We start from the raw sequence: 26,699 nt of genomic DNA, 5'->3' as shown, positions 1-26,699 counted from the left end.
TTTCAAGGGTTCGTAGTTCCGCCTTCAGGCGGTCTTCCGGACCGGTGGGACCCCGTAAACGGGAAACTACAAAACCTGGTGGCGGGACTTGGGGTGCAAGGCGGCGGTCACAGGGCCCGTAGGGGGTTTCCGTGAAGTGCGCGATCTTGATCGGAATGTCGGTGCTGCTCGTTGCGGGCGGCGTAGGGGCTCAGGAGGGCAAGGCTGAGGCGAAAAAGAAGATCGTGTTCCTGGCCGGGAAGCCGAGCCACGGATACGGAGCGCACGAGCACCGGGCCGGGTGCATGCTGCTGGCGGGACAGCTCAACAAGCATCTTGGGGATCAGGTCGCAGCCGAAGTCCACGTGGCGAAGGATTGGCCGGGCAATGCCAAGCTGATGGAGGATGCCGACGCGATCGTCTTCTACTGCGACGGCGGCAAGCGGCACATGGCGAACGAACACCTCGAGGGAGTCGATGCGAAGCTCAAGGACGGTTGCGGGCTGGCCTGCCTGCACTACGCGGTCGAGACCACCAAGGGCGAGTCCGGCGACAAGTTCCTCGAGTGGATGGGCGGCTACTTCGAGCCGAATTGGTCGGTGAATCCCCACTGGGAAGCGAACTTCGAAACCCTGCCGACACATCCGATCACCCGCGGGGTGAAGCCGTTCAAGATTCGCGACGAATGGTACTTCCACATGCGTTTCGTTCCCCAGATGGAGGGCGTGACCCCGATCCTTTCGGCCCACCCGCCGAAGGAGACGATGAAGCGGAATGACGGCCCGCACTCGGGCAATCCGCACGTCCGCAAGGCGGTGGCAGACGGCGAGATCCAGCACGTCGCGTGGGCCTACGAGCGCCCCAACGGCGGTCGGGGATTCGGTTTCACCGGTGGCCACTTCCACAACAACTGGGGTGACGACAACTTCCGCAAGGTCGTGCTGAACGCGATCACCTGGGTGGCGAAGGCCGAAGTTCCGGAGGAAGGCGTGCCGTCCGACAAGATCACCCAGGAGGACCTTGAGAAGAACCAGGACTTTCCGAAGCCCAAGCCGAAGAAGCCGTGATGAGGTCGCGTGCCTTTCTTCCGCTGCTACTGACGGGCGGAGCGCTCGCGGATAGCCTTCATCCGCTGGTCACGCTGGAAGACATCTATCCGTCGAACGAGGTCGAACTGAAGGTCTCCGCGATGGCCTTCCGCGGCGACGACCTGTTCGTCACGGTCTTCAGTCCGAACCGTCAGGACAAGGCGCCGTTTCTCAAGGGAGAGATCTTCCGCATTCCGGAGATCACGACCAAGAAGGACCGGTCCGGAATCAAGGCCGAGCGGGTAATGGGTGATCTCTACGAGCCGACGGCGATCGCCGTGCACAACGGCAAGATCTACGTTGGCGAGAAGGACAAGATCTCGCGACTCGAGGATCGCAATGGCGACGGCAAGTACGACGCGTCCGAGAAGGTCATCCTGATCGATGGCATCTCGCAGCCGAACTTCCACACCTACACAGTCGGTTTCGGCGTGGTGGAGAAGGACGGCAAGAACTACCTCGCCGGCAACCTCACCACCTCGATCAAACTCGGGGGCTCGCGGGCGTTCAATGTCACGGTGAATCCGAAGACCCATCGCGGCTCGACCTTCATGCTCGGACCGATCACCGGGGAGGAGAAGCCGGAGGATACGGATATCAGCTACGTCGCCGGTGGCTACCGGACTCCGAACGGTTTCGGTGTCGGTGCCGACGGCGCGATGATCGTGGTCGACAACCAGGGCGTCTTCAATCCGAGCAACGAGTTCATCCGGATCACTCCAGGCGGCTTCTACGGGCACTTCCTGATGCAGCGGGACGACTCGAACATCGCGGCGTTCCAGCCGAAGGAGGCCGACTCGGTGAAGGGTGGTTCGAAGTATCAGTCGCCGCCGACCGTCCACATGCCGCAGGGGGCGGTGGCACGTTCGCCCTCGCAGCCGGTCCTGCTGAAGGACCTTCCGGAAGCGGTCGCGGCCTATGAAGGCCAGTATCTGGTCGGCGATGTGACGATGGGGCGGGTGAGCCGAGTCTTCACCGAAGAGGTCGATGGCATTTGGCAAGGCGCGGTGTTCAAGCACTCGGGTGGTCACGATGCGAAAGGGGTCACCGGCTTCACGGCGGGACCGAATCGGATCGTCCAGGGGCCGGACAAGCGGTTCTACATCGGCCACATCGGCGCGGGTGGTCTGTGGGAGTTCCTTGGCGAGCCGAAGAAGCCTTGGTGGGGTTTGCAGCGGATGACGTTCAAGTCGGCCGACCAGATCGACCCGAAGTTCAACGAGATTGTCGCGGTGCGCGACGTCCCCGGAGGCTTGGAACTCGAATTTTTCCGGCCGCTTGATCGGGTCATCGCAGTGGAACTGCCCGAAGTCGAACAGTGGACCTACGTACCGACCAACGGCTACGGCGGTCGACCGTTCGGGAAGGAGGCACTTGCGGTGAAGGCGGTCACCCACTCGGGCGACATGAGGCGGGTGCGCCTTTCCATTCCCGGCATCCGCGACAACTCGCCGCCCTTCATCAAGCAGAAGGGCTACTCCAACGAGAACGTCGGCTGGGTCGTCCATCTCAAGCTGCCGAAGCAGGGTCTTTACGCGGACGAGGCGTGGTACACTTCGGTGCGCCACCAGCGCGAGCAGGGCGAGACGGTTTTACCGACCGTCGCCAATGCCGACAGCGATCCGAAGGAGGTCGCTGAAGGGATCTTCAGCTCGATCTGCGCGGCATGTCACTCGACCGACGGCAGCCGTATCGTCGGACCGAGCCTGAAGGGGATCCTCGGCCGGACGCAGAAGGTGATCCGTGACGGAAAGCCGGTCGACGTAACGGTCGACGAGGCGTATCTCCACCGTGCGCTCACCGATCCGCTTCACGAGTATCCGGAAGGATATGCTCCGGCGATGCCGGCGCTGAATTTGCCCGACAAGGACCGGAAGGCGCTCGTGGATTGGATGAAGGGGCTGTGATCGGTCAGCCTCCGGCCACGCGCACGACCTTCCGCAGGCCGCGGAGGGTCGCGCCAACGAGCGGGAACTCGGCATAGACGCCGAAGGCCGCATCCCAGAAGTCTTCCTGTCGGGCGACCTTGCCGTCGGAGCCGAAGGTGAACTGGGACACGCCTTCAAGCGTTCGGGCCTTGCCGCGGAAACGGTAGTTCATCGTCCAGCGGAGGAATCCGGTTTCGGCGTTGCCGCTGGCCGAGGTGACATCGATGCGGACGTCGCTGAGTTGCTTGAAGAGGTCCTCGAAGATGAGGCGCAGGTCGTCAAGTCCGTGGCCGTGATTGATGGGATCGCGGAACTCGACGTCCGGGCTGTAGTGCTGGTCGAGGCGGTCCATGGTTTCGGGGCGGAGTTCCCCGAAATAAGAGCGGATGCAATCGAGCGGTGCGGCGGACATGGAGCAGGGTAGTTCCGGATCGGCAGCAGGCAATCGGTAGTGCGGGTACGGATGGGGGAGATACTGGCGGCCGATTTAGCCGACGAAGTGCGAAGCCCCGAAGTGGCACTAGCATTTCGCCCCGAAGTGGCATCGGCATTTAGCCCCGAAGGGGCGTCGGCGGTTAGCCCCGGGGTTCACCCCGGGGATTTGGGTCGGGGAGAAATTCGAGCCCCGGAGGGGCGCAGGCGATGTGGTCCGGGGTGTGCGGTACGAGGTTCATCATCAGGCTCCGCCTGCGCACCTTTGGCGCTCGATTTGCCTGGCAACCGTTTCCCCGGGGTGAACCCCGGGGCTAAATGCCTGCACCCCTTCGGGGTTCCAGAGTGGAGAGCGTGATCGAGGTGAGGCACTGGGAATAAGGCGCCGACAGGCGCCGGCGCGAATCGGTGTCGAGTCAACGGCGATAGTCTTCGACCTGTCCGGGCGTTTCGATTTACCCAATGCCCATGCTCCGTCTCATTGCCCTGCTTTCCCTCGCCTCGCTGGCTCTGCCAACCTCGGCGGAGGAAGCGAAGCGGCCGAACATCGTGATCATCATGGTCGATGACATGGGCTTCAGCGACCTCGGGTGCTACGGCTCGGAAACGGAGACTCCGCACCTCGACAAACTTGCGGCGAACGGCCTGCGCTTCACCCAGTTCTACAACAGCGGCCGGTGCTGCCCGACCCGCGCGGCTCTGCTCACCGGTCTCTACCAGCATCAGGCGGGAATCGGACACATGGTCGGCAACAGCGGATTTCCCGCCTATCAGGGGTATCTCAACGACCGCTGCGTCACCATCGCCGAGGCGCTCGAACCGGCCGGCTACTTCACCGCCATCAGCGGCAAATGGCATGTCGGATCGGCTCCGGAGCACTGGCCGTTGAAGCGCGGCTTCGACCGGTTCTACGGTACGCCGCAGGGTGGGGGACACCACTACCGGAACCTGCCGGGCCGCGACCTCGTGCTGGACGACAAGGCGATCCCGATGCCGGATGATTGGTACTCCACCACGGCGTTCACCGACCATGCGGTCGAGTTCGTTGACGAAGGCCTGCGCGCGGAGAAACCGGTGTTCCTCTACCTTGCCTACACGGCTCCGCACTGGGCCTTGCACGCGCCGGATGAGGAAATCGCGAAGTTCCGCGGCCGCTACATCGACGGCTGGCAACCGGTGCGCGAGGCGAGGTTCGCCCGACAGATGGGAATGGGGATGTTTCCCGAAGGCACCAAGCTTTCGCCCAAGGACGCCAAGATGCCCGAGTGGTCGAAGATCGAGGACAAGGACGAGATGGATTTGCGGATGGCGACGCATGCGGCGATGGTCCATCTGATCGACCGGGGAGTGGGCCGCTTGGTCGAGAAGTTCGAGGAGTTCGATGAACTCGACAACACCCTGATCCTGTTCCTTTCCGACAACGGGGCGAGCGCCGAGACGGGGCCCACAGGGTTCACCGGCTCACGGGGCGGTGATCCCAAGGCCCGCACCGGAACACCGAACTCGTACAACAGCTTCGGTATCGCGGGTGCGAACCTCTGCGATACGCCATTCCGACGCTACAAGATGTTCACGCACGAGGGCGGAATCTCGACGCCTTTGATCGCGCATTGGCCGAAGGGCATTCCGGCGAAACGGAACGGAAGCTTCGAGATCTCGCCGGGTCACGTCATCGACCTGCTGCCGACCTGCACCGACCTTGCCGGCGTCGACTATCCATCGAAGCGCGGGGAGAAGGATGTCATGCCGACCCCGGGCGTGAGCCTCCGAGCTGCCCTTGCGGGGGAAACCCCGAAGGAGCGTGAGCTCTACTTCGAGCATGAGGGCAACGCCGCGGTGCGCATCGGCGATTGGAAGCTCGTCCGCGGTCACAAGGAGCCGTGGTCGCTGCACAACCTCGCGATCGACCGCACGGAACTCGTCGATCTCGCCAAGGAGGATCCGGAGAGGGTCGAGTCGATGAAGGCGAAGTGGAAGGCGTGGGCGGAACGGGTCGGCGTGCGCCCGTGGCCGGTGCGGAAGCGATAGTTATTCGGCCGCCAGCCGACGCTCCATTTGCGCGGCATGGAGATCGGACGGATCGAGCTCACCGGGAGCGAAGATCTCGATCCACCGGCCGTTGGCATCAGTGACCGGATCTCCCTTAACCGGCACGCCGACCAGATTCATCGAGGCCGGACCGAAGCTACCCGGTGCCGGAACGGGGCGTTCTGACCGGAGGTTCCAGAAGGTTCCGCGGGCACCGCAGTGCCGACCCAGCTTCGCTCCGCCACCCGAGTGCCAGACCCGCGTGCCGGCGCCGACATCGAGATCGGTAAACAGGTTCTCGTAGGGCGCACGCTCATGGTGATCGAAGCAGAGGTCGGTGCCTCGGCCCTTCGATGCGACGTTCCCGGCTCCTCTTGCCACAGTGATGTCGTGAATGAAGCGCTGCTGGAAATTGAAGCGGGTGAGCAGATTGTCGTCGCCGGTCATCGAAACGCCATGGTGACCGAAGTTTCCACCTTGGGTCTTCGATTCCTCACTGAGCCCGAACTGAAGGTCGCTCATCGTGCAGAATCGCCCCGAGACGAAGATCCCGCTGTCGGCATTCAGGAACCGCACCCCGCGGACCCAGCAATCGGACACGTTGCTGAGCGCGATCCCGTTGTAGCCGAGCTCGGTGAAGTGCCCCTTGTAGCTTCGGGGTGGAAAGGCGAACGAAAGGTCCTCGACGCCGCAATCGCGGACGCTCGGTTCGAAGGTTGAGATGCGGGGCGACCACTCCGGTCTCAGATCGGTGCGCAGGTGGCGCTCCAGCGTCAGCACGCCCTCGTCGACCGATGCGACACGGCTGACGAAGGAGGTGCGATGGCTGCCGGGGGCGATCTTCGACACGTCGCCCGGGTCGCCGGAGTAGAGGTGGGAAAGCAGGCTGCGCTCGGAGTCATCCTTCAGGTCGATCTGGATCCAGTCGCCGGCGTTGACCCCACCGAAGCGCGTGGCATCCACCGGGATCCTGCGGCTGCCGCGCGGCACGGATGCGGTCGGCTCACCCAAGGCTTTGCCGCGCTCGCTTCCTTTGAACCAGATGAACCCGCCCGACCACGAGTAGTTGGAAGTTGCCCGGCCGCCGGTGGTTTTGCCCATGTTGGAGCGGATCTTTTCGAGCGGGGTCGGACAGAAGATCACCGACTGGTCCGGGCCGTCACCGCGGAAGACGATACCCGGTTTTGTCACCTCAAGGATCCGCGTGATCTTGTAGCGGCCGGCCGGAATCCGGATCGCGCCCGGCTTGCCGAGATCCGAGACGGCCTTGATCGCCTTGAGGAATGCTTCCGAGTCGTCGTGGACGCCATCGCCAACCGCGCCGAGCTCGCGGACGTTGACCGCATCGGGCACCTCGGGAATCGCGTGCTCGCCGCAGCCGTAGCCGGCAAATGAGAAGTCCGGAAGCCGTCCTGCCGGATCCCAATTCTCTCCACCATCCGACCACAACTTCGATTCGCCGCCAAAGAGGGGCATGGAGAGGGTCAGGAGCAGGGCGGCGAATCTCATCAGGCTGAGCCGGCGGCTACGAATCCGGCGCGCACGTTCTATCCCCTTCGATCCTTATGCAACTTCACGAGTTCTCCTCCGGTATCAGTGGCCATGTTCAAAACCCTGATCGCGTCCTTCTTTCTCGCGATGGCATTGCATGGTGCCGAGCGCCCCAACTTCGTGCTGATTTTCATCGATGACATGGGCTACGGCGATATCGGTCCGTTCGGTTCGACCGCCAACGACACGCCGAATCTCGACAAGATGGCGGCCGAGGGGCTCAAGCTGACGAGTTTCTACGCGGCGCCGGTGTGTTCCGCCTCACGCGCCCAGCTGCTGACCGGAAGCTACGCGCCGCGGGTCTCTGTTCCGGGGGTGTTCTTCCCTGCCGGAAAGCATGGCCTGAATCCGAAGGAACACACGGTCGCCGACTATCTGAAGGAGCTCGGCTATGCGACGATGTGTGTGGGCAAGTGGCATCTCGGCGACCAGCGCGAGTTCCTCCCGACCCGTCAGGGGTTCGACGGCTACTTCGGCATTCCCTACTCGAACGACATGCGGCGGCCGTCTTCGGAGACGGGAAGCGGGGTCCACCCGCTGATGCGCGATGAGGAGGTGGCGAAGCTGTTGGAGGACGAAGACCAGCGGCAGGTGACGCGCGACTACACGACGGAGGCTGTGGGCTTCATCGAAAAGCAGTCAAAGGGAGACAAGCCGTTCTTTCTCTACTTCCCCCATACCGCGATGCACGTGCCGCTGTTTCCGCACAAGGAGTTCGTCGGCAAGTCGAGGAACGGCACTTATGGTGACTGGGTATCCGAGGTCGATTGGAGTGTCGGGCAGGTGCTCGACACCATCCGCCGGCTGGGGATCGAGAAGGAAACCCTGGTGATCTTCACCAGTGACAACGGTCCTTGGGCGTCGAAAGGGAAGGCCGGGGGAGTGTCGGGTCCGCTGCGAGGCAGCAAGGGCGATACCTTGGAAGGAGGCGTGCGCGAACCGACCATCGCGTGGTGGCCGGGCAAGGTAGCGGCGGGGTCCGAAAGCGGAGCGATCGCGGGGACGACCGACGTGCTGCCGACCTTCGTCTCGCTCGCGGGCGGCAAGGTCAAAGAGGACATCGTGATCGATGGCGTGGACATTTCCGAAGTGTTGCTCAAGCCGGGCTCGGAGGGGCCGCGGGATTCCTGGTTCTATTTCAAGCAGAACAAGCTGACCGCGGTGCGCCAGGGGCCGTGGAAGCTGGCGGTCGCGCCGCAGACGCTGGGCATGGGGATTCGCGAGAAGCCGGAGGATCTCAAGAAGCCGCTCAGGCTTTACAACCTCGACAAGGACCTCGGCGAGACGACCGACGTTTCGGCCGACAACCCGGACGTGGTGAAGAAGTTGCAGGCGCTGGCCGATGCCAAGGCGGCGGAGATCGCGGCGAACCGTCGTCCGGCAGGCGAGGTCAAGAACCCGGTGCTGCTGTTCCCGTCCGGCAAGAAGGGTGGGAAGGGCAAGAAGTAGCAGGGCGGCGCGGTCGCGCGACGGGAGTCCGCGAATCGGCGGCCCGATGTCCGGATTTCGTGAGTGATCCCGGTGCTCTTCCGAGTATCAGGACCTCGTGAACCGGACATCGAGATTCCTTCCCCAATGCTTCATGGCCATGGCGGCCGGGCTGATCCTTGCCGCCTCCGTGCGGGCCGACGAGACGCCCAACGTGGTGATCATCCTTTCGGACGACCAGTCGTGGACCGACTACGGGTTCATGGGTCACGAGCACATCGAGACGCCGAATCTCGATCTCCTTGCCGACCAGAGCGCGACCTTCCCCCGCGGCTATGTGCCGACCGCGCTTTGCCGGCCGGCCCTGATGTCGATCATCACCGGTCTCTACGCGCACGAGACGAAGATTACTGGCAATGACCCGGCGAAGACACCGCAGAACGCGGCCCACGCCAACCGCACCGGACTCGATCCCCGCGAGGTGATGATTTCGAACATCGACCGGACCGGGGCGCTGCCTGTCTGGCTGAAGGAGAAGGGCTACGTGAGTTTCCAGAGCGGGAAGTGGTGGGAAGGCGCGCCGTCCCGCGGCGGGTTTACCGACGGCATGACCCGGGGTTTCCCGAAACCGGGAGGGCGTCACGGCGATGACGGCCTGAAGATCGGCCGCGAAGGCATGGAGCCGGTGTTCGAGTTCATCGATGGCGCGGTCGAGGCGAAGAAGCCGTTCTTCCTGTGGTATGCCCCGTTCCTCCCGCACACGCCGCACAACCCGCCGAAACGCCTTTTCGACAAGTATCTCAAACTCGATCTGCCGAAGACCGTGGCGCGCTACTACGCGATGTGCGAGTGGTTCGACGAGACCTGCGGGGAATTGATAACGGGCCTCGACAAGCGGGGTGTCAGCGACAACACGCTTGTCATCTATGTGACCGACAACGGCTGGATCCAGAGTCCGAAGAGCAGTTCTTACGCGCCGCGTTCCAAGCGCAGCCCGAACGAGGGAGGTGTCCGGACGCCGATCATGTTCCGCTGGCCCGGCGTCATCAAGCCGGGCGAGCGGAAGGAGCTGTGCACCAGCCTCGACATCGCGCCGACCATCCTTTCCGCCGCCGGTGCGAAAGCCCCGCACGAGTTTCCGGGCCTCGACCTGCTTCCGGCTCTCCGTGAGGGCAAGGCCATCGAGAGAAACACCCTGTTCGGGGAATCGTTCGCCCATGACGTCGCCGACGTGATGGTTCCGGAGGCCTCGCTGATTTTCCGCTGGGTCATGGAGGGCGACATGAAACTGATCCTGACTTACGACGGCCGCCGGGGTTCGTACAAGTATCCGCCTGAGGACTACCGGCCCCAGCTGTATGACCTCGTCAAGGATCCTCACGAGAACCACAACCTCGCCAAGGATCAGCCGGAGACGGTGCAACGGCTGGCGAAGAAGATTGCGGATTGGTGGCCGACGGAGCGCAAGACGGTCACGGAGTGGAGTGATGAGCCGGTGTTCATCGAGCCTGTCGAGTGAGATACGCCAACCGCCGTAGAAGTTCCTCCATGAAGCGTCTTGTTCTCGCGTCCCTTGTCTTGCTGCTTCCGCTTTCCGCCGCGGAGCGTCCGAATGTCCTGCTGATCGCGGTCGATGACCTCAACGACTGGATCGGTTGCCTCGGTGGCCATCCCCAGGCCCTGACGCCGAACATGGACGCGCTTGCCGGCCGTGGCGTGCTTTTCAGCAATGCCCATTGCCAGTCGCCGGTCTGCAATCCCTCACGGGCCAGCCTGATGACCTCGCTCTACCCGGAGACCAGCGGCATCTACTTCCTGAACCCTCCGATCGAGGCGTCACCGGTTTCCCGCAAGTCGCTCACGATGCCGGAACGCTTCGAAAAGGAAGGCTACCGGGTCGCAGCCGCGGGCAAGCTTTTCCATGCCGCGGAGAACGCGAAGTATTTCAAGGACTACGGTGGCGGCATGGGCGGCATGGGCCCGCGGCCGAAGAAGAAGATCAGCCAGCCGCACGGGCACCCGTTGTGGGACTGGGGCGCGTTTCCCGAAAAGGATGAGGAGATGCCGGATCACAAGATCGCCGCGTGGGCGGCCGACCGGATCGGGTCGATGGAAACCGACAGACCCTTCTTCCTGGCGGTCGGGTTCCATCGCCCGCACGTCCCGATGTTTGTTCCGCAGAAGTGGTTCGACATGCATCCGCTGAAGAAAGTGAAGCTGCCGAAGGTGCTCGAAACCGATCTCGACGATCTATCGCCGTATGCCATCGACATCACCCGGCTGAAGCACGTCGCTCCGACCCACGAGTGGATCAAGGAGGCGGGGGAGTGGCGCCACGCGGTGCAGTCGTACCTCGCCTGTGTGACCTTCGTCGATGACTGCGTCGGCACCGTTCTCAAGGCGCTCGACTCGAGCCCATTCCGCGATAACACGATCGTCGTGCTGTTCTCGGACCATGGATTCCACCTCGGCGAGAAGGACCGCTGGGCGAAGCGGACGGTGTGGGAGGACTCGACCCGGGTTCCGGTCATCATCGTTCCTCCGGGAGGCAAGGGCGGCGCGGTCTGCACCCAGCCGGCCGAACTGATCGATCTCTATCCGACCCTGCTCGATCTCACCGGTTCCAAGCCGGACGAACGCCTCGAAGGCCAGTCGCTACGGCCGTTGCTGGAGGACGTGAAGGCCGAGTGGCCGCATATGGCCCGCACCAGCTTCGGTCCGGGGAATGTCGCGATCCGTTCCGAGCGCTACCGCTTCATCCGCTACGTCGATGGGTCGGAGGAGTTCTACGATCACGCCGACGACCCTCATGAATGGAAGAATCGCATCGAGGATCCGGCACTGGCGGAACGGATCGGGAAGCACCGCGACCAATTGCCTGGCAAGAATGCCAAGATCCTCGGCAAAGGTGCGACCGGACACATTTCCTACGCCGCCTCGGCCGAACGGCTCGAGGAGCGGAAGAAGGAAGCGAAGTGATTTCGGTCAGAGTTTGGTGATGGTGGCGAAGTAGGCGCCTACCTGCTTGCCGTCGGCCAGTTCGAAGTAGGGGGCGAACTTCTGCGAGCCTGCCTTCAGCTCGACTTCGAAGACGGCCTCGGTGTCCTCATCGCCGACCGGCTTCGTCTCAAGCGCTTTGCCGTCGATCTGGAGCGTTGCCTTGGTGATGTCGAGTGCCTTGCCGGGCACCGCACGCCACGCCTTGCTGGCCCCGGGCACGTCCTTGCCCGGAGGCAGCGAGCCGCGGATCGGGTGATCCGCTTCGACCGGCCAACGTCGCAGTGAGATCCGGTAGCGTCCGGCTTCCTCGACCCGCGTTGCCCAGTATCCCTCGAAGCGACCGCTCTTCTCCACCGGTCCCCGGCGGATATGGGTGTGGTTCCACGGTGACATGCCGTCCGTCACCCAGTCGTGGCAGGTCAGCAGGATCTCCGGGTGGTCGGGGTGTCCGAACACGCTTTCGGCGTAGGTAGCGAAGCCGGGTTCCAGATCCGCCCACCACTTCTCGTAGAAGTCCTGCAACCGTTTCGTCTCTTCCGGGTAGCGGTCGGCGACATCCTCCTTCTGTCCGGGGTCGGCGGTGATGTCGTAGAGCTCCTTGCCGTTCACGAGCCGCCAGCGCTGCGTCATCACCGCGGACTTCCGCCACTTGATCGGATCGCGGACGCGCTGGGAGTCTGTGACCAGGATGCGGTCCGGCCAGTCGATGCCTTCCTTCTGCTTCAGCAACGGGGCGAGTGAACTTCCGTCGAACTTCACGCTGTCCGGCTTCGACGAACCCGTGAGTTCGAGGAGGGTGGGGGCGATGTCCGACGCGTGGCAGATGGTATCGATCACCCGCTTCTCCTTCAGGCCACCATTCGGCCAGTGCATGAAGAACGGGACACGGTGGCCGCCGTCATACTCGGAACCCTTCTGCCCCTTCATTCCGGCGTTGAAGACCTTGGCTCCGCCGGCGGTGCCGTTGTCGGTGGTGTAGATGAAGATCGTGTTGTCGGTGACCTTCAACTCGTCGAGCAGCTTCCGCAGCTTGCCGACGTTGGTGTCGATGTTGGTGATCATCGCGTAAAAGGTCGCGAGAGCCTCGTTCTGGTCCTTGTAGCGATCGATCTCCTCCTGAGGCGCGTGGAGCGGTCCGTGCGGTGCGTTGGTCGCGAGGTAGGTGAAGAACGGCTTGCCCTCCTTCACGCTGCTGCGGATGAAGTCGCTGGCGGCATCGAAGAAGACATCGGTGCAGAAGCCCTTCGCCGGAACGGCCTTGCCGTTGTGGAAGTAGTGGCCGTCGAAGTAGGCGTTGTCCCAGTAGTCGGGCGTTTGGCTGACCCCGCCGCCGCCGTGACAGTAGACTTCATCGAAGCCGCGATCCTGAGGGCGGAACGGGTAGTTGTCGCCGAGGTGCCACTTGCCGAACATGCCGGTGATATAACCGGACTTCCGGAGCATGTCGGCCACCGTGACCTGATCGACCCGAAGCATCGAGCGGCCGGCGATCGTGTGCCAGACGCCGGTGCGGTTGGTCCAGTGGCCGGTCATGAGCGAGGCGCGGGTCGGTGAACAGGTCGGAGCGACATGGTAGTCGTCGAGCCAGACCGACTCGGCCGCCAACGCGTCGACGTGGGGTGTCTTGATGACCGGGTTTCCCGTGCAGCCGAGATCACCGTAACCCTGGTCGTCGGTGATGATGAGCACGATGTTCGGTGATGCGGCGTGGAGTCGCAGGGCAAAAATGATCAGGAGAAGGACGGTGGTTCTCATGGGAACAGTCGATACATGAATTGGGAAAGGAATATTTCGTCCATTTCCCCAGCTGTGTCGAGAGGTTCGAAGGTCATCTCAAGGCTGGATGGTTGCACATCTGTGAATCCCTTCTCTGCGTGTTGGATGATGCAGGTCTTCCCTCATGAGCGGCTTGATTGTTAGGAAGGCTGAAACGAGAAGAGCCCCTTCTTCGGAAATAGGAGGAAACTAGGCGTGGATGAACGAATGAATGCCCTTGGGTGATGCAAGTGGGCGCGGGTAGTCTGCCCGACATCCATGTAATGCGATCAAGATGGCGGGTTAGGCCGAGACGATTCGTGTGATGTGGACAAGATCCTCCGCTAGCCGATGAAAATCCCTATTCTCCCTTTCGCTTGTTCCGCCTCCCTGTTCCTGAGCTTTGTCGCTCCACTGTCCGGCCAAGGCATCTCGGTTTTCACAGCCAACACGGCAGGTGACTCGATGACGACGAGCGACCTCGTTCACACCTTTGATACCACGGTCCGCAACGCACTTGCTGACCACAATCTCTCGGGCACCACCGATTTTCAGATGTCCGCGGGGCACCACCTCGTGCTCTATAACTCATACTTCTTCAAGGACCCGACCGGCTTGGGAACGAACGACAGATCCGAGATCCAGACGAATCTGAATCTCGCCGGGACCGATCTGTCGGAGGGGTGGTCACAAGGTTACATCCGGGTCCAGAACGGGCAGAACGAGACGATTACGTCAGGCGGGGCAATCATCGAGGTGGCGAGCGCCGGCGATGTGCTCCAGTTGCAGTCGTTCAGATCGGATTCGGACACCAACGGGATGGTGCGCGAGAACTCGGGCACCGGGATCCAACTGCTCAAGTTGGATGACTCGTGGGACTACCTCAGGATCACCGGGACCGGAGCCGACCAGCCGCTTCCGAACGACATCACCACCTGGCTGCCGGTCAACTACAACACCGAACTGGAGAAGGACGCGGCGTCGTTCGCATTCGCCGCGGGCGGGTCCGATGTCACTCTTGCCGGGCAGGGCCACTACCTGTTGTTCGCCAACACGTTTATCGAGCAGCCGAGCAACCGGGACGCGGTCGTGCAGCGCCTGACTCTGGATGGCACGGAAGTCACCGGCTCGAAAACCTGCGTCTACATCCGTGGTAACGCGGACGGCTGCAGTAGCGGGGCCGCCGCACTCGGCATGATCATCGAGACAAGCAGTGCCAACCAGGTGCTCAACGTGCAGATCCGGCAGGAACAGGCGCGACCGGGAGACATCATCGGGGCCCAGACGGCACTGACGATCGTCAAACTGCCGGACACCGGTGACTTTGTCCGTCTCGAAGACCTGAGCAATGATCAGAATCTGAATGCGGCGACACCGACGGTGCTCGTGTACGATGACGCCGGAGCTCAACTTGAAGTCGACGCGGCATTCACCCACTCGACGTCCACCGACCCGGGACGGGTCGGTGTTTCAGTCAGCGGCGACTATCTTTTCCTCTCCACCCAGTTTGACGAGAACGATGGTGTGCAGCGCGGGTTTTACCAGCAGGGTTGGCAGGTCAACGGCTCCGGTGGAATTGCGATCCAAGGGCAAACCGGACGCTATTCCCGCGACAGCGGCACGAACCGGTTCGGCAACTGGTCGGGATTCATTTCCGCCCTCAACCCCACCGACTACGTGGAAACGCTCACCCAAGCCTTGGGGAATGTCGGAACCAACACCGCGGATGCCCTCACCCTTCAGGGCCTCCGTCTCGATAATCTCTTCGGTCCCGATGTGACCGATCCGACCCTGATCGAAGTCTCGCCCCCGGACAACCAGCCTGATGTTTTTGCCGGTGACGCTCTCATCGCGTCCTTCAGCGAGGGGATCGCGCTCGTGAATGGCGGCACCGTGACGATCGTCGAGGACCCGAACGGTTCGCCGAGCAGCACCGTGCTGACAATCCCGGACGGCCAGTTGAGTGTCAGCGGCAACCAGCTCACGATCGCTCCGACCGGGGGGCTCGGGTTCGACACGGAGTATGCGATCCAGATCAGCGCGGATGCGGTCGATGATCTTGCGGCAGTGCCGAACAGCTTTGCGGGCATTCTTGACAACACGACGTGGAATTTCACGACCTTGCCGCTGGATACGGCGGATCCGGTTGTGGATACCTTGAATCCGGCGGATGACTCGACCGCCGTGTCGATCTTCAATCCCTCTCTTGTCATCACCTTCGACGAGATCGTTGAGGCGGGCACCGGCAACATTGAACTGGTGAGGGTAGGCGATTCCACGGTGATCGCTACCGTCGACATCACGGACTCGGCGGCGGTTTCGATCGTCGACGAGGTGGTGACCGTCAACGTGGCGACGGTTCTGGATGTGGGCACGGAGTATGCGGTCAGGATCGATTCCGGGGCCTTGACCGACCGCTCGGCGAATTCCTTCGGGGGTATTTCGGATCTGACCACATGGAGTTTCACCACCGAAACCTTTCCGACACCGGCAGCCTATTGGCCCATGCGTGACGGTTTGCCGGGGAGCGCCTTCAGCGGGGCTGACGATGTGATCGACGATCCATCGCACGGCGCCACCGATGCCAGCCCCGACGGATCTTCGATCGGGCATGCTTGGGCGGCGGATCCGTTCAGAGGAGTGGTCTATTCCACTCCCGAAGACAGCCGATTGGATGCCGGAACGCAGGATATCAATATGGACGACGGGTTCACATGGTCGCTATGGGTGAAGACGGACGGCAACCAGAACGCGGACGCTGGCGCCGATGTGGTCTTCGGTAGCCGGAGCGGCGTCTGGAACAAGCTTCAGGTCACTGCTTGGCAGAGATGGGTCGATATCGGCGGATACAATCTGGACGATGGTGAGTGGCACCATGTGCTGGCGATCGGATCGAAATCTCCAGGCACGCTGGTGAGCCTATATGTTGACGGTGCCTTTGTTGGCTCGGACTCGAGCCTCTTCAACAATACGGAAGTGGTGAACGACTCACTGGAGATCGGTGGCAGTTCTTCCTTCGACGAGGACATGGCCGGATTGATCAGCGACGTTGCGGTGTGGGACGTCGCTCTTCCTGTGGACCTGATCGATGATCTCTACACCGACTCGGTGGTGCTTGCACCGGACACGACCGCCCCAGTGTTGGCCGCCACCACGCCTGTGGACGAGGAACCGTCCGCCGCCGGAAACTTCCTGCAGGCGATATTCGACGAGCCGGTGGTGCTGGGGACAGGGGATATCCGGATCGTCAATACCACGGACGCGATCACGACCACGATCGCCGTTACCGATGGCAGCCAGGTTACGGTTTCGGGTGCGTCGATTTCGATCAGCCCCACGATGGCTCTCCAGTCGGGCAAAAGCTACGCGGTCGAGATGGATGCCGGAGTGGTTACGAGCTTCTCGTCCGGGCTGCCTTTCGCTGGCATTCCTGACCAAACCACGTGGAACTTCGTGATTGAGGCCGTCCCGCCTACTCTGGTGACTCTGAACCCGGTCGATGACTCGTTGGATGTGAATCCTGCGGCAAATCTTGTTGTGACCTTCGATGAGCCGATGGCTGCCGGAAGTGGCAACATCGAGGTCAAAAATCTCACCGACGCCGTGACCACGAACGTCGACGTTACGGGTTCGGAAGTCTCGATTGCCGGCACCGTCGTGACGATCAATCCTGCGGCCCTTCTGACCCCCGGGAAATCCTATGCCGTGCAGATTCCGGCCGGAGTGCTCACTGATGTTTCCGGGAACGCTTTCGGCGGAATCCTGAATGATACCGACTGGAGCTTCACGACCGGAACTCCCCCGACCGGACTGATCGTTTACGAGGGCTTCCAATACGCGGATCCGTCGACCAACGACATCCTCGGAGGGCAACCGGACGATGCCGGGGTGACGGATGTTGATGCCACCGGATTGGCCGGCACCTGGAACGATGCGAGCGGCGGGAACTCAGGGAACACGATGTATCTCATCGCCGGTAGCCTCGCCTACGGCGACCATGTGACCTTGGGGAATCATGTCGGCTTCAACACCAATTCCGACCGGGATATCTATCACCGGGATCCGACCCCTGCCGCCCAGCTCGGAATTTCCGGCAACCCGGAGATCTGGTTCAGCTTCCTTGCCGACAAGGTGTTGAACAGCTTCAGCGCTGCCGAAGGGGGCGTTGCGATCACCAACCAGATCGTAGCCAATTCGGAGATCGTCCTGAATACGGGAGGGGATGGACTGGTTGGATTCGGCATCGCTCCTACGGGATCGGGGAACAACTGGACCGCCTATGCGTGGGACGGCTCTTCCCAAGTCGCAGGAGATGCGGCGCTTCCCGTGTCGATCGGAGCCAATGACGTCCGTTTGCTGGTTGGGAGAATTTCGTTCGATGCCGGCGCGGGAGGGGCGGATGTTTTCACCATCTTCGAGTATCAGCTTAGCGGCAGCAACACGGTCGCCGGGGGCGCGCTGAGCCAGATCGCCAGCCCGATCGAGGTGGATGTCGACCAAACCGTTCTGGACACGCTGAATGTCACCCGGCAGGTGAGCACCAGCTACGACGAAATCCGTATCGGTACCTCGCTCGCGGATGTCGTGCCGGGAGCCGGGGCCCCGGCCAGTCCCTACAGCGACTGGGTAATTGCCAACGGCCTATCGGGTGGCGACGAACTGACAACCGCCGACGTCGAACCCGACGGTCTCGTCAACCTGCTGGAGTTCGCATTCGGCACGGATCCGAACGCCAGTGACAACGGCACCCTCGTTGCCGACGGCTCCGTCAATGGCGTGCCGATCATCCAGACGAGTGGTGGCGGTGGAGGAATCACCTTCAACTATATGTTCGTGCGCCGTAAGGATTATGGAGCATCAGGAAGTGTGAGTTATACACCTCAGTTTAGCAGTCAGCTGGGAGGATGGTATAACAGCACGGCAACACCCACCTTTGTGGCGGATTCGACGGACGATCCGGACTACGAAGTCGTGAGTGTTCCGTACCCTGCTCTTCTTCCCGACGGAAAGAAGGCAAGATTCGCCCGAATGGAGATTAACGAAGTGCCCTGAAATTGAATTTACAAGGCGGGGTCTGACGGCTTGCATTTCCGAAAGCCCCGCCGGAGTTCCCCCGATTCCGGAATCCCCCATGTCCCCAAAAAATTCCCTCTGCTTGAAAACAACGCTCTTCGCGTCGCTGTTGGCGACGGTCGGATTGGCAAACGGTGCGATCACCTATGTCGACCCGACCGATATCGTCATTCCGTCGACCTTCGGTGGTGTTTATCTCGACCTCGAAACTCCGGCGGAGAGCGGGTCGACGGGCAGCGGCAGCGCGGGGACCGACTCGTATACCATCAGCTACACGGAGCCGGCCTCCGGGGATTGGGATGTGAACTTCTTCTTCGGTGGCGCGTTCATTGCCCACAACACTTCTTTCCAGCCGTACCGTTCGGACCCGAATGACAATCTGTCGGCGATCGACAATCTCGGAATCAACACCCTGATCGACGGGGCGGCGGTGTCCCCCGAACCGTCTTCGGGAGCGTCGGCTCCGCTCACGACTCCGGACTTCGGTGGATCGGGCACGACCACCGGTGGGGATATCAACGGCAACCAGTCGCCCACCCACATGGGTTCGGGGACCGACCAGTTCGCGAGTGGAAGCGGAACGACCGGCTACATCGGCTTCGTGCTGAATCCCGGGGCCGGCGAGCTTTACGGGTGGATCCGGGTGACGCTCGCCGATGATGGCAGCACCGGATTGATCCATGAATGGGCTTACTCCGATACGCCGATCGAGATCGGCCAGATTCCCGAGCCGCGTGCCTTGCTGCTGATGGCTTTCGGAGCCCTTTGCGTGGTGCGCCGTCGCCGCCGGGCCTGAGAGGGGTGGTCTTGAATTTGCCCGGTTGATTCGGGCACGCCGTGGCGAAGCGATTTGTTTCCGCGGATAAGCGAGGAATTCATCTTGTAGAGTTTCCCGGCGAAGAATAGGTGGCGGGTTGCCTCGGAGGTGTGCGGCCGATTTCATCGGCCGCTCTGCCCCGGGTCCTCAATCCGGAGACGCGATCCGGCACCTATAGAGCAACCTAAATGCACACGCCCAATCGGGTTCGCCACACCTTTTCTGTGGCGTTTCTCGGACACCTCGACGCCCCGATTCACGGCGAAGAGGGAATCCGCACCGGCAGTCCATCTCCCGACAGCATGATCCGCTGCCTTGGAGAAACGTCCGAACGCTCAACCTCACCGGGCAGTCCCGAGTCGGTCACGCACTGACTTCTCCGGCTACCTGTATCCCTTGATCTCGGCGCGGCTCAATCGGGGTCGGCGCGTACCTTCGACGCGCTGCCTGTTCGGTCCCTGCTGTCCACAGCTTCTGAAGCAACATCGATCTCCAAACTTCCATGAACCCTCAATTCTACTTCGCGACCACAGGCAGCCTTTGGGCAATGCTGTTGGCTGTTCCCTCAACCACCGCCGCGACCCTGGTCTGGGATGCGAACAACACCGGTGCCAATCAAACCGACGGTGCGGGCGCGTGGCTCGGCACCGACCAGTGGTCGACCGGCATGGCCAACACGGACTGGACTTCCGGTGACGACGCGGTCTTCGGCAATGCAGGTGCGGGTGGCTCGGTGACCCTCGCCAGCCCCACCACGGTCAATTCACTGACCTTCCTATATTTCACCGGCACCTACAACATCGGCACGGCCGGGCAGGCGATCACGCTCAACAACGGCATCTACCGGATCGGAGGACAGGGCGGTGCCCTGAACATCAACAGTCCGCTCGACCTGCCGGGTGCCCAGATGTGGACGAACCACTCGCTTGCCGCCGTCAACGTTCAAGCGGCCACCACCCTGAGTGGCGATCTCACCATCGACGGTGACGGTGTCATCAACTCCATCGCGACCGCTGCCGCGATCGGTGGGTCGGGCAATATCATCAAGAACGGAACCGGCCAGTTCAACTTCAGTGCCGGCGGAACCCCACCGACGCACACCTTCACCGGTGACATCGTCGTCAATGGCGGTTCGATCGGATATCAGAACTCCTCAGTCCTTGCCGGCAGAAACGTTCATCTGACGGACGGGTATGTCGGCGGGCGCTTCGGTAGCAACTTCACGTGGACCGGCGGGCTTGGCACCGGTGCGGACCAGATCCGGATGACCGGCGGAACCAGCGGATTCAGCGGAGAGGGCAACAGCGGCTCCTCGTTCCAGGTCGGCAGCTCCGGTTCCACCCTCGTATGGGGTGGGATTGGAGAAGGATCCGCCACCGGCTTCTTCAATCCCGCGATACTGCTTCTGAATGGCAACCACCGGATGAACACCAACGGCAAGGGCACGCTCAACAACGCCCTCGACCTGAACGGAGCCGACCGCACGGTTACCTCGACCCAATTGACCAACGGGGCCAACAACAGCGGATTCACGGTCACCGGCTCGATCACCAACAGCACCGGCACGGCCGGCCTTGCCAAGACCGGAATCGGCAACCTGATTCTTACCGCCGACAACGATTACAACGGCGATACGGACATCGTCAGCGACAACGCTTACAGTGGAACCAGTCCCTACCTTGTCACGGCCCCCGGCAGCATCACGCTGAGCGGTGCCAACGGTCGGATCAGCAACACCAGCGCTCTCAACCTCACCAGCGGCGGCACGTTGCGCATGGTCAGTTCGAACGGGCAGAACACCGTGGACCGCATCAACAGCGCCGCCATCACGGTGGCCGGTGGCGGCGGTATCTGGTGGGAGAACTCCGCAGGCGCCAACAGTTTCGCCGAATCGGTCGGCAGTGCCACCGTCAACAGCGGGGCGTTCAACGTCAACCTCACCACCAACCAGACCGCGGCTGGTGATCAGACACTCACCTTGGGCGGGCTGACCCGGAACGGGACCGCATCGCTGGCCTTTTCGGCCGGAGCGACGGGCCCGGAGACTTCTGGCAACAAAAACATGATTGTCGTCACCGGTGCCGGCACGACAGGGGCCGGCCAGATCGTCGGCCCGTGGGCGACCTCGGGCACGGCTCCCAACAGCCAGACGGACTACGCGGTCTACAGCGGTGACTTCGTCACCTCTCTGGGTGCCGGGGCGAACAACGACGAGACGACGTGGGCGTCTGCCGACAACGTCAACTTCGATGCCGCCACCGCTCTCACGGCAAACCGGACGGTGAACACCCTGCGCTTCTCCGGTGCGGCCAACACGCTGGATCTCGGATCGAATGCCTTGGAGACCTACGGCTTGCTCAACGGTGGCAGCGGCTTGCTCACCCTCAGCGGCACCGGTTCCCTCACCACTCCGACTGGCGGAGGGCAACTGTACGTGACCACCGGCTCCCAAGTGATCACCGCATCAACCCCGATCGTGGACAACGGTGGAGCGGTCAGCCTGGTGAAAGCCGGAGACGCGGCGGCGTCCACCGACAACGGCAACATCGACTCGAGCGGAACGCTGGTGCTGAACGGCGTCAACACCTACACCGGCGACACCGTGATCAACGGCGGCACCCTGCGGATCGGCACGAACAACAACGCCAACGGAGCGAAGCTGGGAGGGGCGGGCGGTGACTACGCGGGCAACATCCTGATCAATGCGGGTGGACTTCTCTGGATCTCCACGAATGCGAGCCAGACCCTCAGTGGCGTGATCAGCGGCGACGGCGCCCTCCTGAAGTCCTACAACGGCACGCTGACCCTCAGCGGGAGCAATACCTACACCGGCAGGACTTCGATCGCCCCTTCAACCACCAGCGGCGCCGGGGTGCTCGAGGTTTCCTCGTTCAACAGCGTCAACGGCGGCACTCCGCTGATGGCGAGCAGCTCGCTGGGAGCTCCAACCACCGTCTCCAACGGCACCATCGACCTCGGTGGTCCGACCAACGTCCAGGGTGGTGCCACGCTTCGCTACATCGGCAGCGGCGAAACGACCGACCGGGTGGTCAACGTGCAGTTGGGTGCCAACACCAGCCGGATCATCGACGCCTCGGGCACGGGGCTGCTGAAGTTCACCAGCGCCTTCACCAGTGTTGGCGGAACCTACAATACGACCACCCTCCAGCTGATCGGTAGCGGTGATGGGGAAATCTCCCAGGGCCTTCCGTTCGCATTCGCCGCCCTCACCAAGAACGGTAGCGGCACATGGACGCTGGGTGGCCCGGTCGAGAGTTCCGGCAAATTCGAAATCAGCAATGGCACCCTGATCGCGACCCATGAGCGTGCTCTGGGATATGCGATCGGGAATCTCAATACCACGGGCCCGACCATCCAAGGCAACGGAACCCTGAGCCTGCGGAACGACGCGAGCGTCACCTTTGGCGTCGGCGGAACCGGATACAACATCAACAACTCCGCATCCGGCGCCACCATCGACGTGGGCCGCGTCAGCGGGACCGGCAGCAATACTCTGACCATCGGCAACCTGACCACGTCATCGACGGCCGGCAACTGGCAGTTGAACTTCACTGGTGCCAACGGTGTCAGCCTGAATGCCGGGACGCTGACCGCTCCGCTGTCCACCGGGGGCACGACGCACACGATCCAGAATGACATCGCCACGACCAACGGCGCGGCGCTGATCGTGGCGGGTGTCGACGTTCCTTCCACCAACGCCGCTCCGGTTCTCAGGTTCAACGGGTCGGGATCGACCACCGTTACCGGAGACGTTACCCAAGCCACGGTTGACCTCGCCGTCACGAAGCTCGGTTCCGGCACGGTGACCTTGGGCGGCGTGAACACCTACATCGGTGCGACCAGCGTCAACGAAGGCACGCTCGCGCTTGTCGGTGGCAGCCAGGCCTCGGCGATCACCGTGGCCAGCGGCGCCTCGCTCGGGTTCATCCTCGGCTCGCCGACCACGTCCACGGCTTCGGTCGACCTGACGAACGGCACGGTAAAGGTCACGGGCACGCCAACTCTCGCGAGCTACGTCCTGATGTCCGCCTCCGGCGGTTTCACCGGCACTCCGGCGCTCGACTCGCCGATTGCCGGTTATGTGCTGGAGGTCGACGGCAACAATCTGGAGCTCAATTCAACCGGCGCGCTCAGTCCCTACGACGAATGGGCTTCAGGCTTCACTCCCGATCCTGGTCTTCCTACGGAGAACCCGGATGGAGATCCGCTCACCAACCTGCTGGAGTTCGCGTTCGGCACGAATCCGAATGTCAGTGATGCCGTGTCGCTCGTCCCGGATGGGTCGGTCAATGGTCTCCCGATCATCCAGACTACCGCGGGGCCCGGCATCACGATTGACTACGTCTTTGTGCGTCGGGACGACCACGGCACATCCGGAAGTCTCACCTACACCGCGCAGTTCAGTAACGAACTCAGCGTCTGGTACAACAGTGGCGCAACGCCTGCCTTCGTGGCCGACTCGACGGCCGACCCGGACTACGAAGTCGTGAAGATTGCGTATCCCGCGATGCTGCCGAACGGCAAGAAGGCGAGGTTCGCCCGCCTGCAGGTGAACGAGGTCCCGTGATTCGCTAAGCAGGCCGGACCGCAATCCGCGGTCCGGTCTGCGGCTTTTGTCCGCTGGCGGGACCGCAGCGGTATTGCCCTCGGATCCGCATCGATCCATAAGTGCCGCATGCTACGGCCGCGGAAGAAATACACGGTTCACGACCTGCGGGGTCTGAAGGGGAAGCGCTGCCTGACCCACATCCACGTCAAGACGCCCGAGGAGGCGGCGGCGGCCGAGGCGGCGGGGATCGACCTGATGAGCTGTCCGTTTGATACGCCGCAGGCTCAGGCGCAGCTCCCGGAACTGATCGCCGCGGCCCCGAACAGCTTCATCTCCGGCTCGACTCCGCACGGTCTCGCGACGCAGGAGGAGGCGATCCGCGTAGGCTTCCGTGCCCTCGAACTGGGCGCGAGTTCGGTCTATTGCTCGGCGAGCCCGTTCATCATCGAGGGTATGGCGCGCGAGCGGATTCCGGTGGTCGGCCACCTCGGCATGATTCCGCGTCACGTCACGTGGACCAACTACCGGGCGATCGGCAAGACGGTCGACGAGGCGAAAGCGCTCTACCGGTCGATGAAGGATCTCGAGAGCGCGGGTGCCTATGCCGCCGAGCTCGAAGTGGTTCCGCACAACCTCGCGTCATGGCTTTGCCGGCAGACCGGGATGCTGCTGATGTCGCTCGGTTCGGGTCCGGGCTGTGACACGCAGTTTCTGTTCTCCGACGACATCCTCGGGGATTACGACGAGCGCCTGCCGCGACATGCCAAGGCCTACCGGGACTTCGCGGCCGAGTATCGCCGTCTTCAGGAGGAACGTGTCGCGGCCTTCCGTGAGTATGCCGAGGATGTGAGATCCGGGGGCTTTCCCGCGGCCGGAAATCTGGTGGAGATGGATGAGTCGTTGTTCCGTCAGGTGTGCGAGGAACTGGACACCTCCGGGTGACTAGAAAGGCGTGCAGCGGGAGCTTGAGGGAAGAGAGCGGCGTCCCTAGCTTCACGTTTGATGGGAGGGCAGGAGGCAAAACCGAAGTCCGCCGGAATGGTTGGCTGGATCGTTGGTGGCGGTCTGGTGGCGGCGATGGTCGTGTCGTTCGTGGTGGAAACAATCCTGCCGCTCCACCGTGCGGGGCGGACGGCCGAGATGCTCTTCAACCTCGTCGGTTTCCCGATCGTGCTGTTGGGAACCGGTGTCTTTGTCTGGGGCGGGGCGGTGTTTGTCCGCGACACATTCCGGGTCTGGGGTTCCCCGGAAATGGTGGAGAATCTCAAGCGACTGAAGACCGATCCGGGTGCGGATTCCCGACGATCGGCGGGTGGACGGAATCGGGCCATTCTGTTCGAGGCTTGGAAGCCCGGACTGATCCGCATGGGAATTGGCGCGGTGGTGATCGCGATCGGATCGATCGTACTCAACTGGCTGAAGATCACCGGAGGGAATCAGATGATGTGATGGCGGGAAGAAGCGGCAGGCGGTGGATGAGGGGTATGCTCGGGTTGCTCGTAGCGGGTCTGCTTGCGGGCTGTGCTCCGACTTTTGTTTCGACCGACCCCGCCGTTCCGCGATCGGAAAAGGAAGCGCTGCTGGTGTTGCCGGGGCTGCGCAACAGCCTTCGGGGTCACCGGGCGGCGAAGCGCTTCTATCCCGGGCATGGATACGACGTCTTCATCCCGGACTACGTGTCCCGCGACGGGCTGGACGGTAGTGTTGCGAATCTCGAGGCCTTTATCTCGGAACACAGGCTCAAGGAATACCGCAAGGTCCACGCCTTCGTCCATGTCATGGGCGGGTGGAGCTTGAACAAGTATCTCGGCGACCAGCCGTTTCCCAATCTCGAGACCGTGGTTTACAACCGCAGCCCGCTGCAGGAGCAGGCGCCGCGGATCTATCTCGAAAACATGCCCCGCATCGTGAACCTCATCTTCGGCGAGGCGGTGAAGGACATGCGCGACACGCCCTATCCCGAACTGGCGAAGGGAGACCGGAAGATCGCAATGATCATCGAAACCCGGGCCACGCCCTACGTTCGGAGGCACCGGGACCAGGTGGTTTACGACGGGGCCCGATCATGGACTCCGGAATCATTCGGGCAGGAGCACGACGACCGGATCTACGTCTTTCTTCATCACGACGAGATCTACTACCGGCTGGATGAGTTCGGGGACGAGCTGATGGCTTTCCTCAGGGAGGGTAAATTCACCGACGAAGCGGCGAGAAAACCCGCCGAGGGCGATCCTTTCCGCTAGCGCGTTTTTTGGGTGAACGGATGCCGATTCGTCGCGAATTCAACGGGTTTGGAGGCGTGGGCGAGGTCAACCGCTGTTTGTTCTTGAGTTCTCACTGCGATGGGAGTGAAAGGTTAGGAGCTATGAAAAGGGTGCTAGTGCTTGCAGCAATGATGTGTGGTCCGGTGTTCGCCGGACCGAGTGCGAAAGAGGTCATCCCGCCACCGCCACCGCCAGAGCCTGCCCTCTGGAACTGGTTCATCGGCGGGAGTGCGGGTTACCTCTTTGATTTCGAGGAGCCGATGTATCACGCCCATCTCGGGATCGAGAAGTCATGCAACGACATCTCCAGCCACGCGCTGTTTCTCGAGGTCGGATGGACGGAAAAGGACGATACCTATCTCTCCCAGCCGATCTTCGTGGGCGACTTCCGGGTACGGCTCGGCCTGACCAGTGACATTGAGATCGTTCCGGTCACGCTCAACTACAAGTACGAGCGGATGATCGCGAACCGGCTCAACTTCTACATCGGTGCCGGTGTCGGAATCGCGTTTGTGGATTACGACGCCACCTTGACCGCGATCGGTTCGCCGGCAGCGCCTGTTTCTACGGGTGACAGTGACGAGGTGTTCGCCGCCCAGGTTTTCACCGGGTTGGTGTTCGATGTGACCGAACACTTCGAGATCTACGGTGGAGCACGGTGGATCCACATCGATGACGGCGATATCATGTACAGCCCGATCGGCGTCCAGCCGCTTGAGGACGACTTCCTCGGCGAGTTGGGAATCCGATTCAACTTCTGAGCCGGTTCGGCTTTCTCCGGCCGGT

Annotated in this window: 16 protein-coding genes; 13 read left to right on the top strand and 3 right to left on the bottom strand. The window is 62.3% G+C overall.

Translation table 11 applies throughout. The features are described from left to right. The first annotated feature begins 131 nt into the window (after window positions 1-131). Both HAHE_RS03335 and HAHE_RS03330 read left to right on the top strand, forming a co-directional pair. Entirely contained in the window at window positions 132-1,046 is a 915-nt protein-coding gene (locus HAHE_RS03335; RefSeq protein ID WP_338688625.1) for a ThuA domain-containing protein, read from the top strand. After that, window positions 1,046-2,974, top strand: coding sequence for a cytochrome c (locus HAHE_RS03330; protein ID WP_338688623.1), 1,929 nt, complete (start codon window positions 1,046-1,048; stop codon window positions 2,972-2,974). Before HAHE_RS03335 ends, HAHE_RS03330 begins: the two co-directional genes overlap by 1 nt. Window positions 2,975-2,978: 4 nt before the next feature. On the opposite strand, the gene HAHE_RS03325 is transcribed toward HAHE_RS03330, so the two are convergent. Further along, window positions 2,979-3,407 carry a nuclear transport factor 2 family protein gene (locus tag HAHE_RS03325; protein WP_338688621.1) on the bottom strand — a complete coding sequence of 143 codons (429 nt, stop codon included), beginning with the start codon at window positions 3,405-3,407 and terminating at the stop codon, window positions 2,979-2,981. Window positions 3,408-3,895: 488 nt separating this feature from the next. Between HAHE_RS03325 and HAHE_RS03320 the strand changes: the two genes are divergently transcribed. Beyond that, the gene (locus tag HAHE_RS03320) at window positions 3,896-5,455 is read left to right on the top strand and encodes an arylsulfatase (protein WP_338688620.1); all 1,560 of its coding nucleotides are present in this window, start codon (window positions 3,896-3,898) and stop codon (window positions 5,453-5,455) included. Here the strand turns inward: HAHE_RS03320 and HAHE_RS03315 are convergent, their stop codons facing one another. Further along, complete coding sequence (locus HAHE_RS03315) at window positions 5,456-6,964, bottom strand: glycosyl hydrolase family 28-related protein (RefSeq protein ID WP_338688619.1); 1,509 nt, start codon at window positions 6,962-6,964, stop codon at window positions 5,456-5,458. A gap of 93 nt (window positions 6,965-7,057) precedes the next feature. Between HAHE_RS03315 and HAHE_RS03310 the strand changes: the two genes are divergently transcribed. From HAHE_RS03310 to HAHE_RS03300, 3 genes are all read left to right on the top strand, one after another. Then, the gene (locus tag HAHE_RS03310) at window positions 7,058-8,455 is read left to right on the top strand and encodes a sulfatase (protein ID WP_338688618.1); all 1,398 of its coding nucleotides are present in this window, start codon (window positions 7,058-7,060) and stop codon (window positions 8,453-8,455) included. 97 nt (window positions 8,456-8,552) lie between these two features. Further along, entirely contained in the window at window positions 8,553-9,953 is a 1,401-nt protein-coding gene (locus HAHE_RS03305) for a sulfatase (protein ID WP_338688617.1), read from the top strand. Window positions 9,954-9,982: 29 nt separating this feature from the next. Continuing rightward, a complete protein-coding gene (locus tag HAHE_RS03300) occupies window positions 9,983-11,413 on the top strand; it encodes a sulfatase (protein WP_338688615.1) in 1,431 nt (476 codons plus the stop codon). A gap of 6 nt (window positions 11,414-11,419) precedes the next feature. Here HAHE_RS03300 and HAHE_RS03295 read toward each other — a convergent pair whose 3' ends face one another. Further along, complete coding sequence (locus HAHE_RS03295; RefSeq protein WP_338688614.1) at window positions 11,420-13,189, bottom strand: arylsulfatase; 1,770 nt, start codon at window positions 13,187-13,189, stop codon at window positions 11,420-11,422. 351 nt (window positions 13,190-13,540) lie between these two features. Here HAHE_RS03295 and HAHE_RS03290 point away from each other — a divergent pair, with 351 nt between their 5' ends. The 7 genes from HAHE_RS03290 to HAHE_RS03260 all read left to right on the top strand — a co-directional run bounded on the left by HAHE_RS03290 (window position 13,541) and on the right by HAHE_RS03260 (window position 26,674). Further along, window positions 13,541-18,241, top strand: coding sequence for an Ig-like domain-containing protein (locus tag HAHE_RS03290; protein ID WP_338688612.1), 4,701 nt, complete (start codon window positions 13,541-13,543; stop codon window positions 18,239-18,241). A 103-nt stretch (window positions 18,242-18,344) separates the two neighbouring features. Further along, complete coding sequence (locus tag HAHE_RS03285) at window positions 18,345-19,058, top strand: PEP-CTERM sorting domain-containing protein (RefSeq protein ID WP_338688611.1); 714 nt, start codon at window positions 18,345-18,347, stop codon at window positions 19,056-19,058. A gap of 523 nt (window positions 19,059-19,581) precedes the next feature. Next, window positions 19,582-23,667 carry a beta strand repeat-containing protein gene (locus tag HAHE_RS03280; RefSeq protein WP_338688610.1) on the top strand — a complete coding sequence of 1,362 codons (4,086 nt, stop codon included), beginning with the start codon at window positions 19,582-19,584 and terminating at the stop codon, window positions 23,665-23,667. 108 nt (window positions 23,668-23,775) lie between these two features. Further along, window positions 23,776-24,591 carry a 3-methyl-2-oxobutanoate hydroxymethyltransferase gene (locus HAHE_RS03275; protein WP_338688608.1) on the top strand — a complete coding sequence of 272 codons (816 nt, stop codon included), beginning with the start codon at window positions 23,776-23,778 and terminating at the stop codon, window positions 24,589-24,591. A gap of 96 nt (window positions 24,592-24,687) precedes the next feature. Beyond that, window positions 24,688-25,098: a hypothetical protein gene (locus tag HAHE_RS03270; RefSeq protein WP_338688606.1), complete on the top strand. Its 411-nt coding sequence runs from the start codon at window positions 24,688-24,690 to the stop codon at window positions 25,096-25,098. A gap of 26 nt (window positions 25,099-25,124) precedes the next feature. Then, on the top strand, window positions 25,125-25,892 hold the full coding sequence (locus HAHE_RS03265; RefSeq protein ID WP_338688604.1) for a hypothetical protein: 768 nt from the start codon (window positions 25,125-25,127) through the stop codon (window positions 25,890-25,892). Between the two features lie 122 nt (window positions 25,893-26,014). Beyond that, complete coding sequence (locus HAHE_RS03260; RefSeq protein WP_338688602.1) at window positions 26,015-26,674, top strand: hypothetical protein; 660 nt, start codon at window positions 26,015-26,017, stop codon at window positions 26,672-26,674. Window positions 26,675-26,699 lie beyond the last annotated feature (25 nt).

This window comes from Haloferula helveola (genome assembly GCF_037076345.1).
Taxonomy (GTDB): domain Bacteria; phylum Verrucomicrobiota; class Verrucomicrobiia; order Verrucomicrobiales; family Akkermansiaceae; genus Haloferula; species Haloferula helveola.
This window is presented reverse-complemented; position numbering and strand designations above follow the sequence as displayed.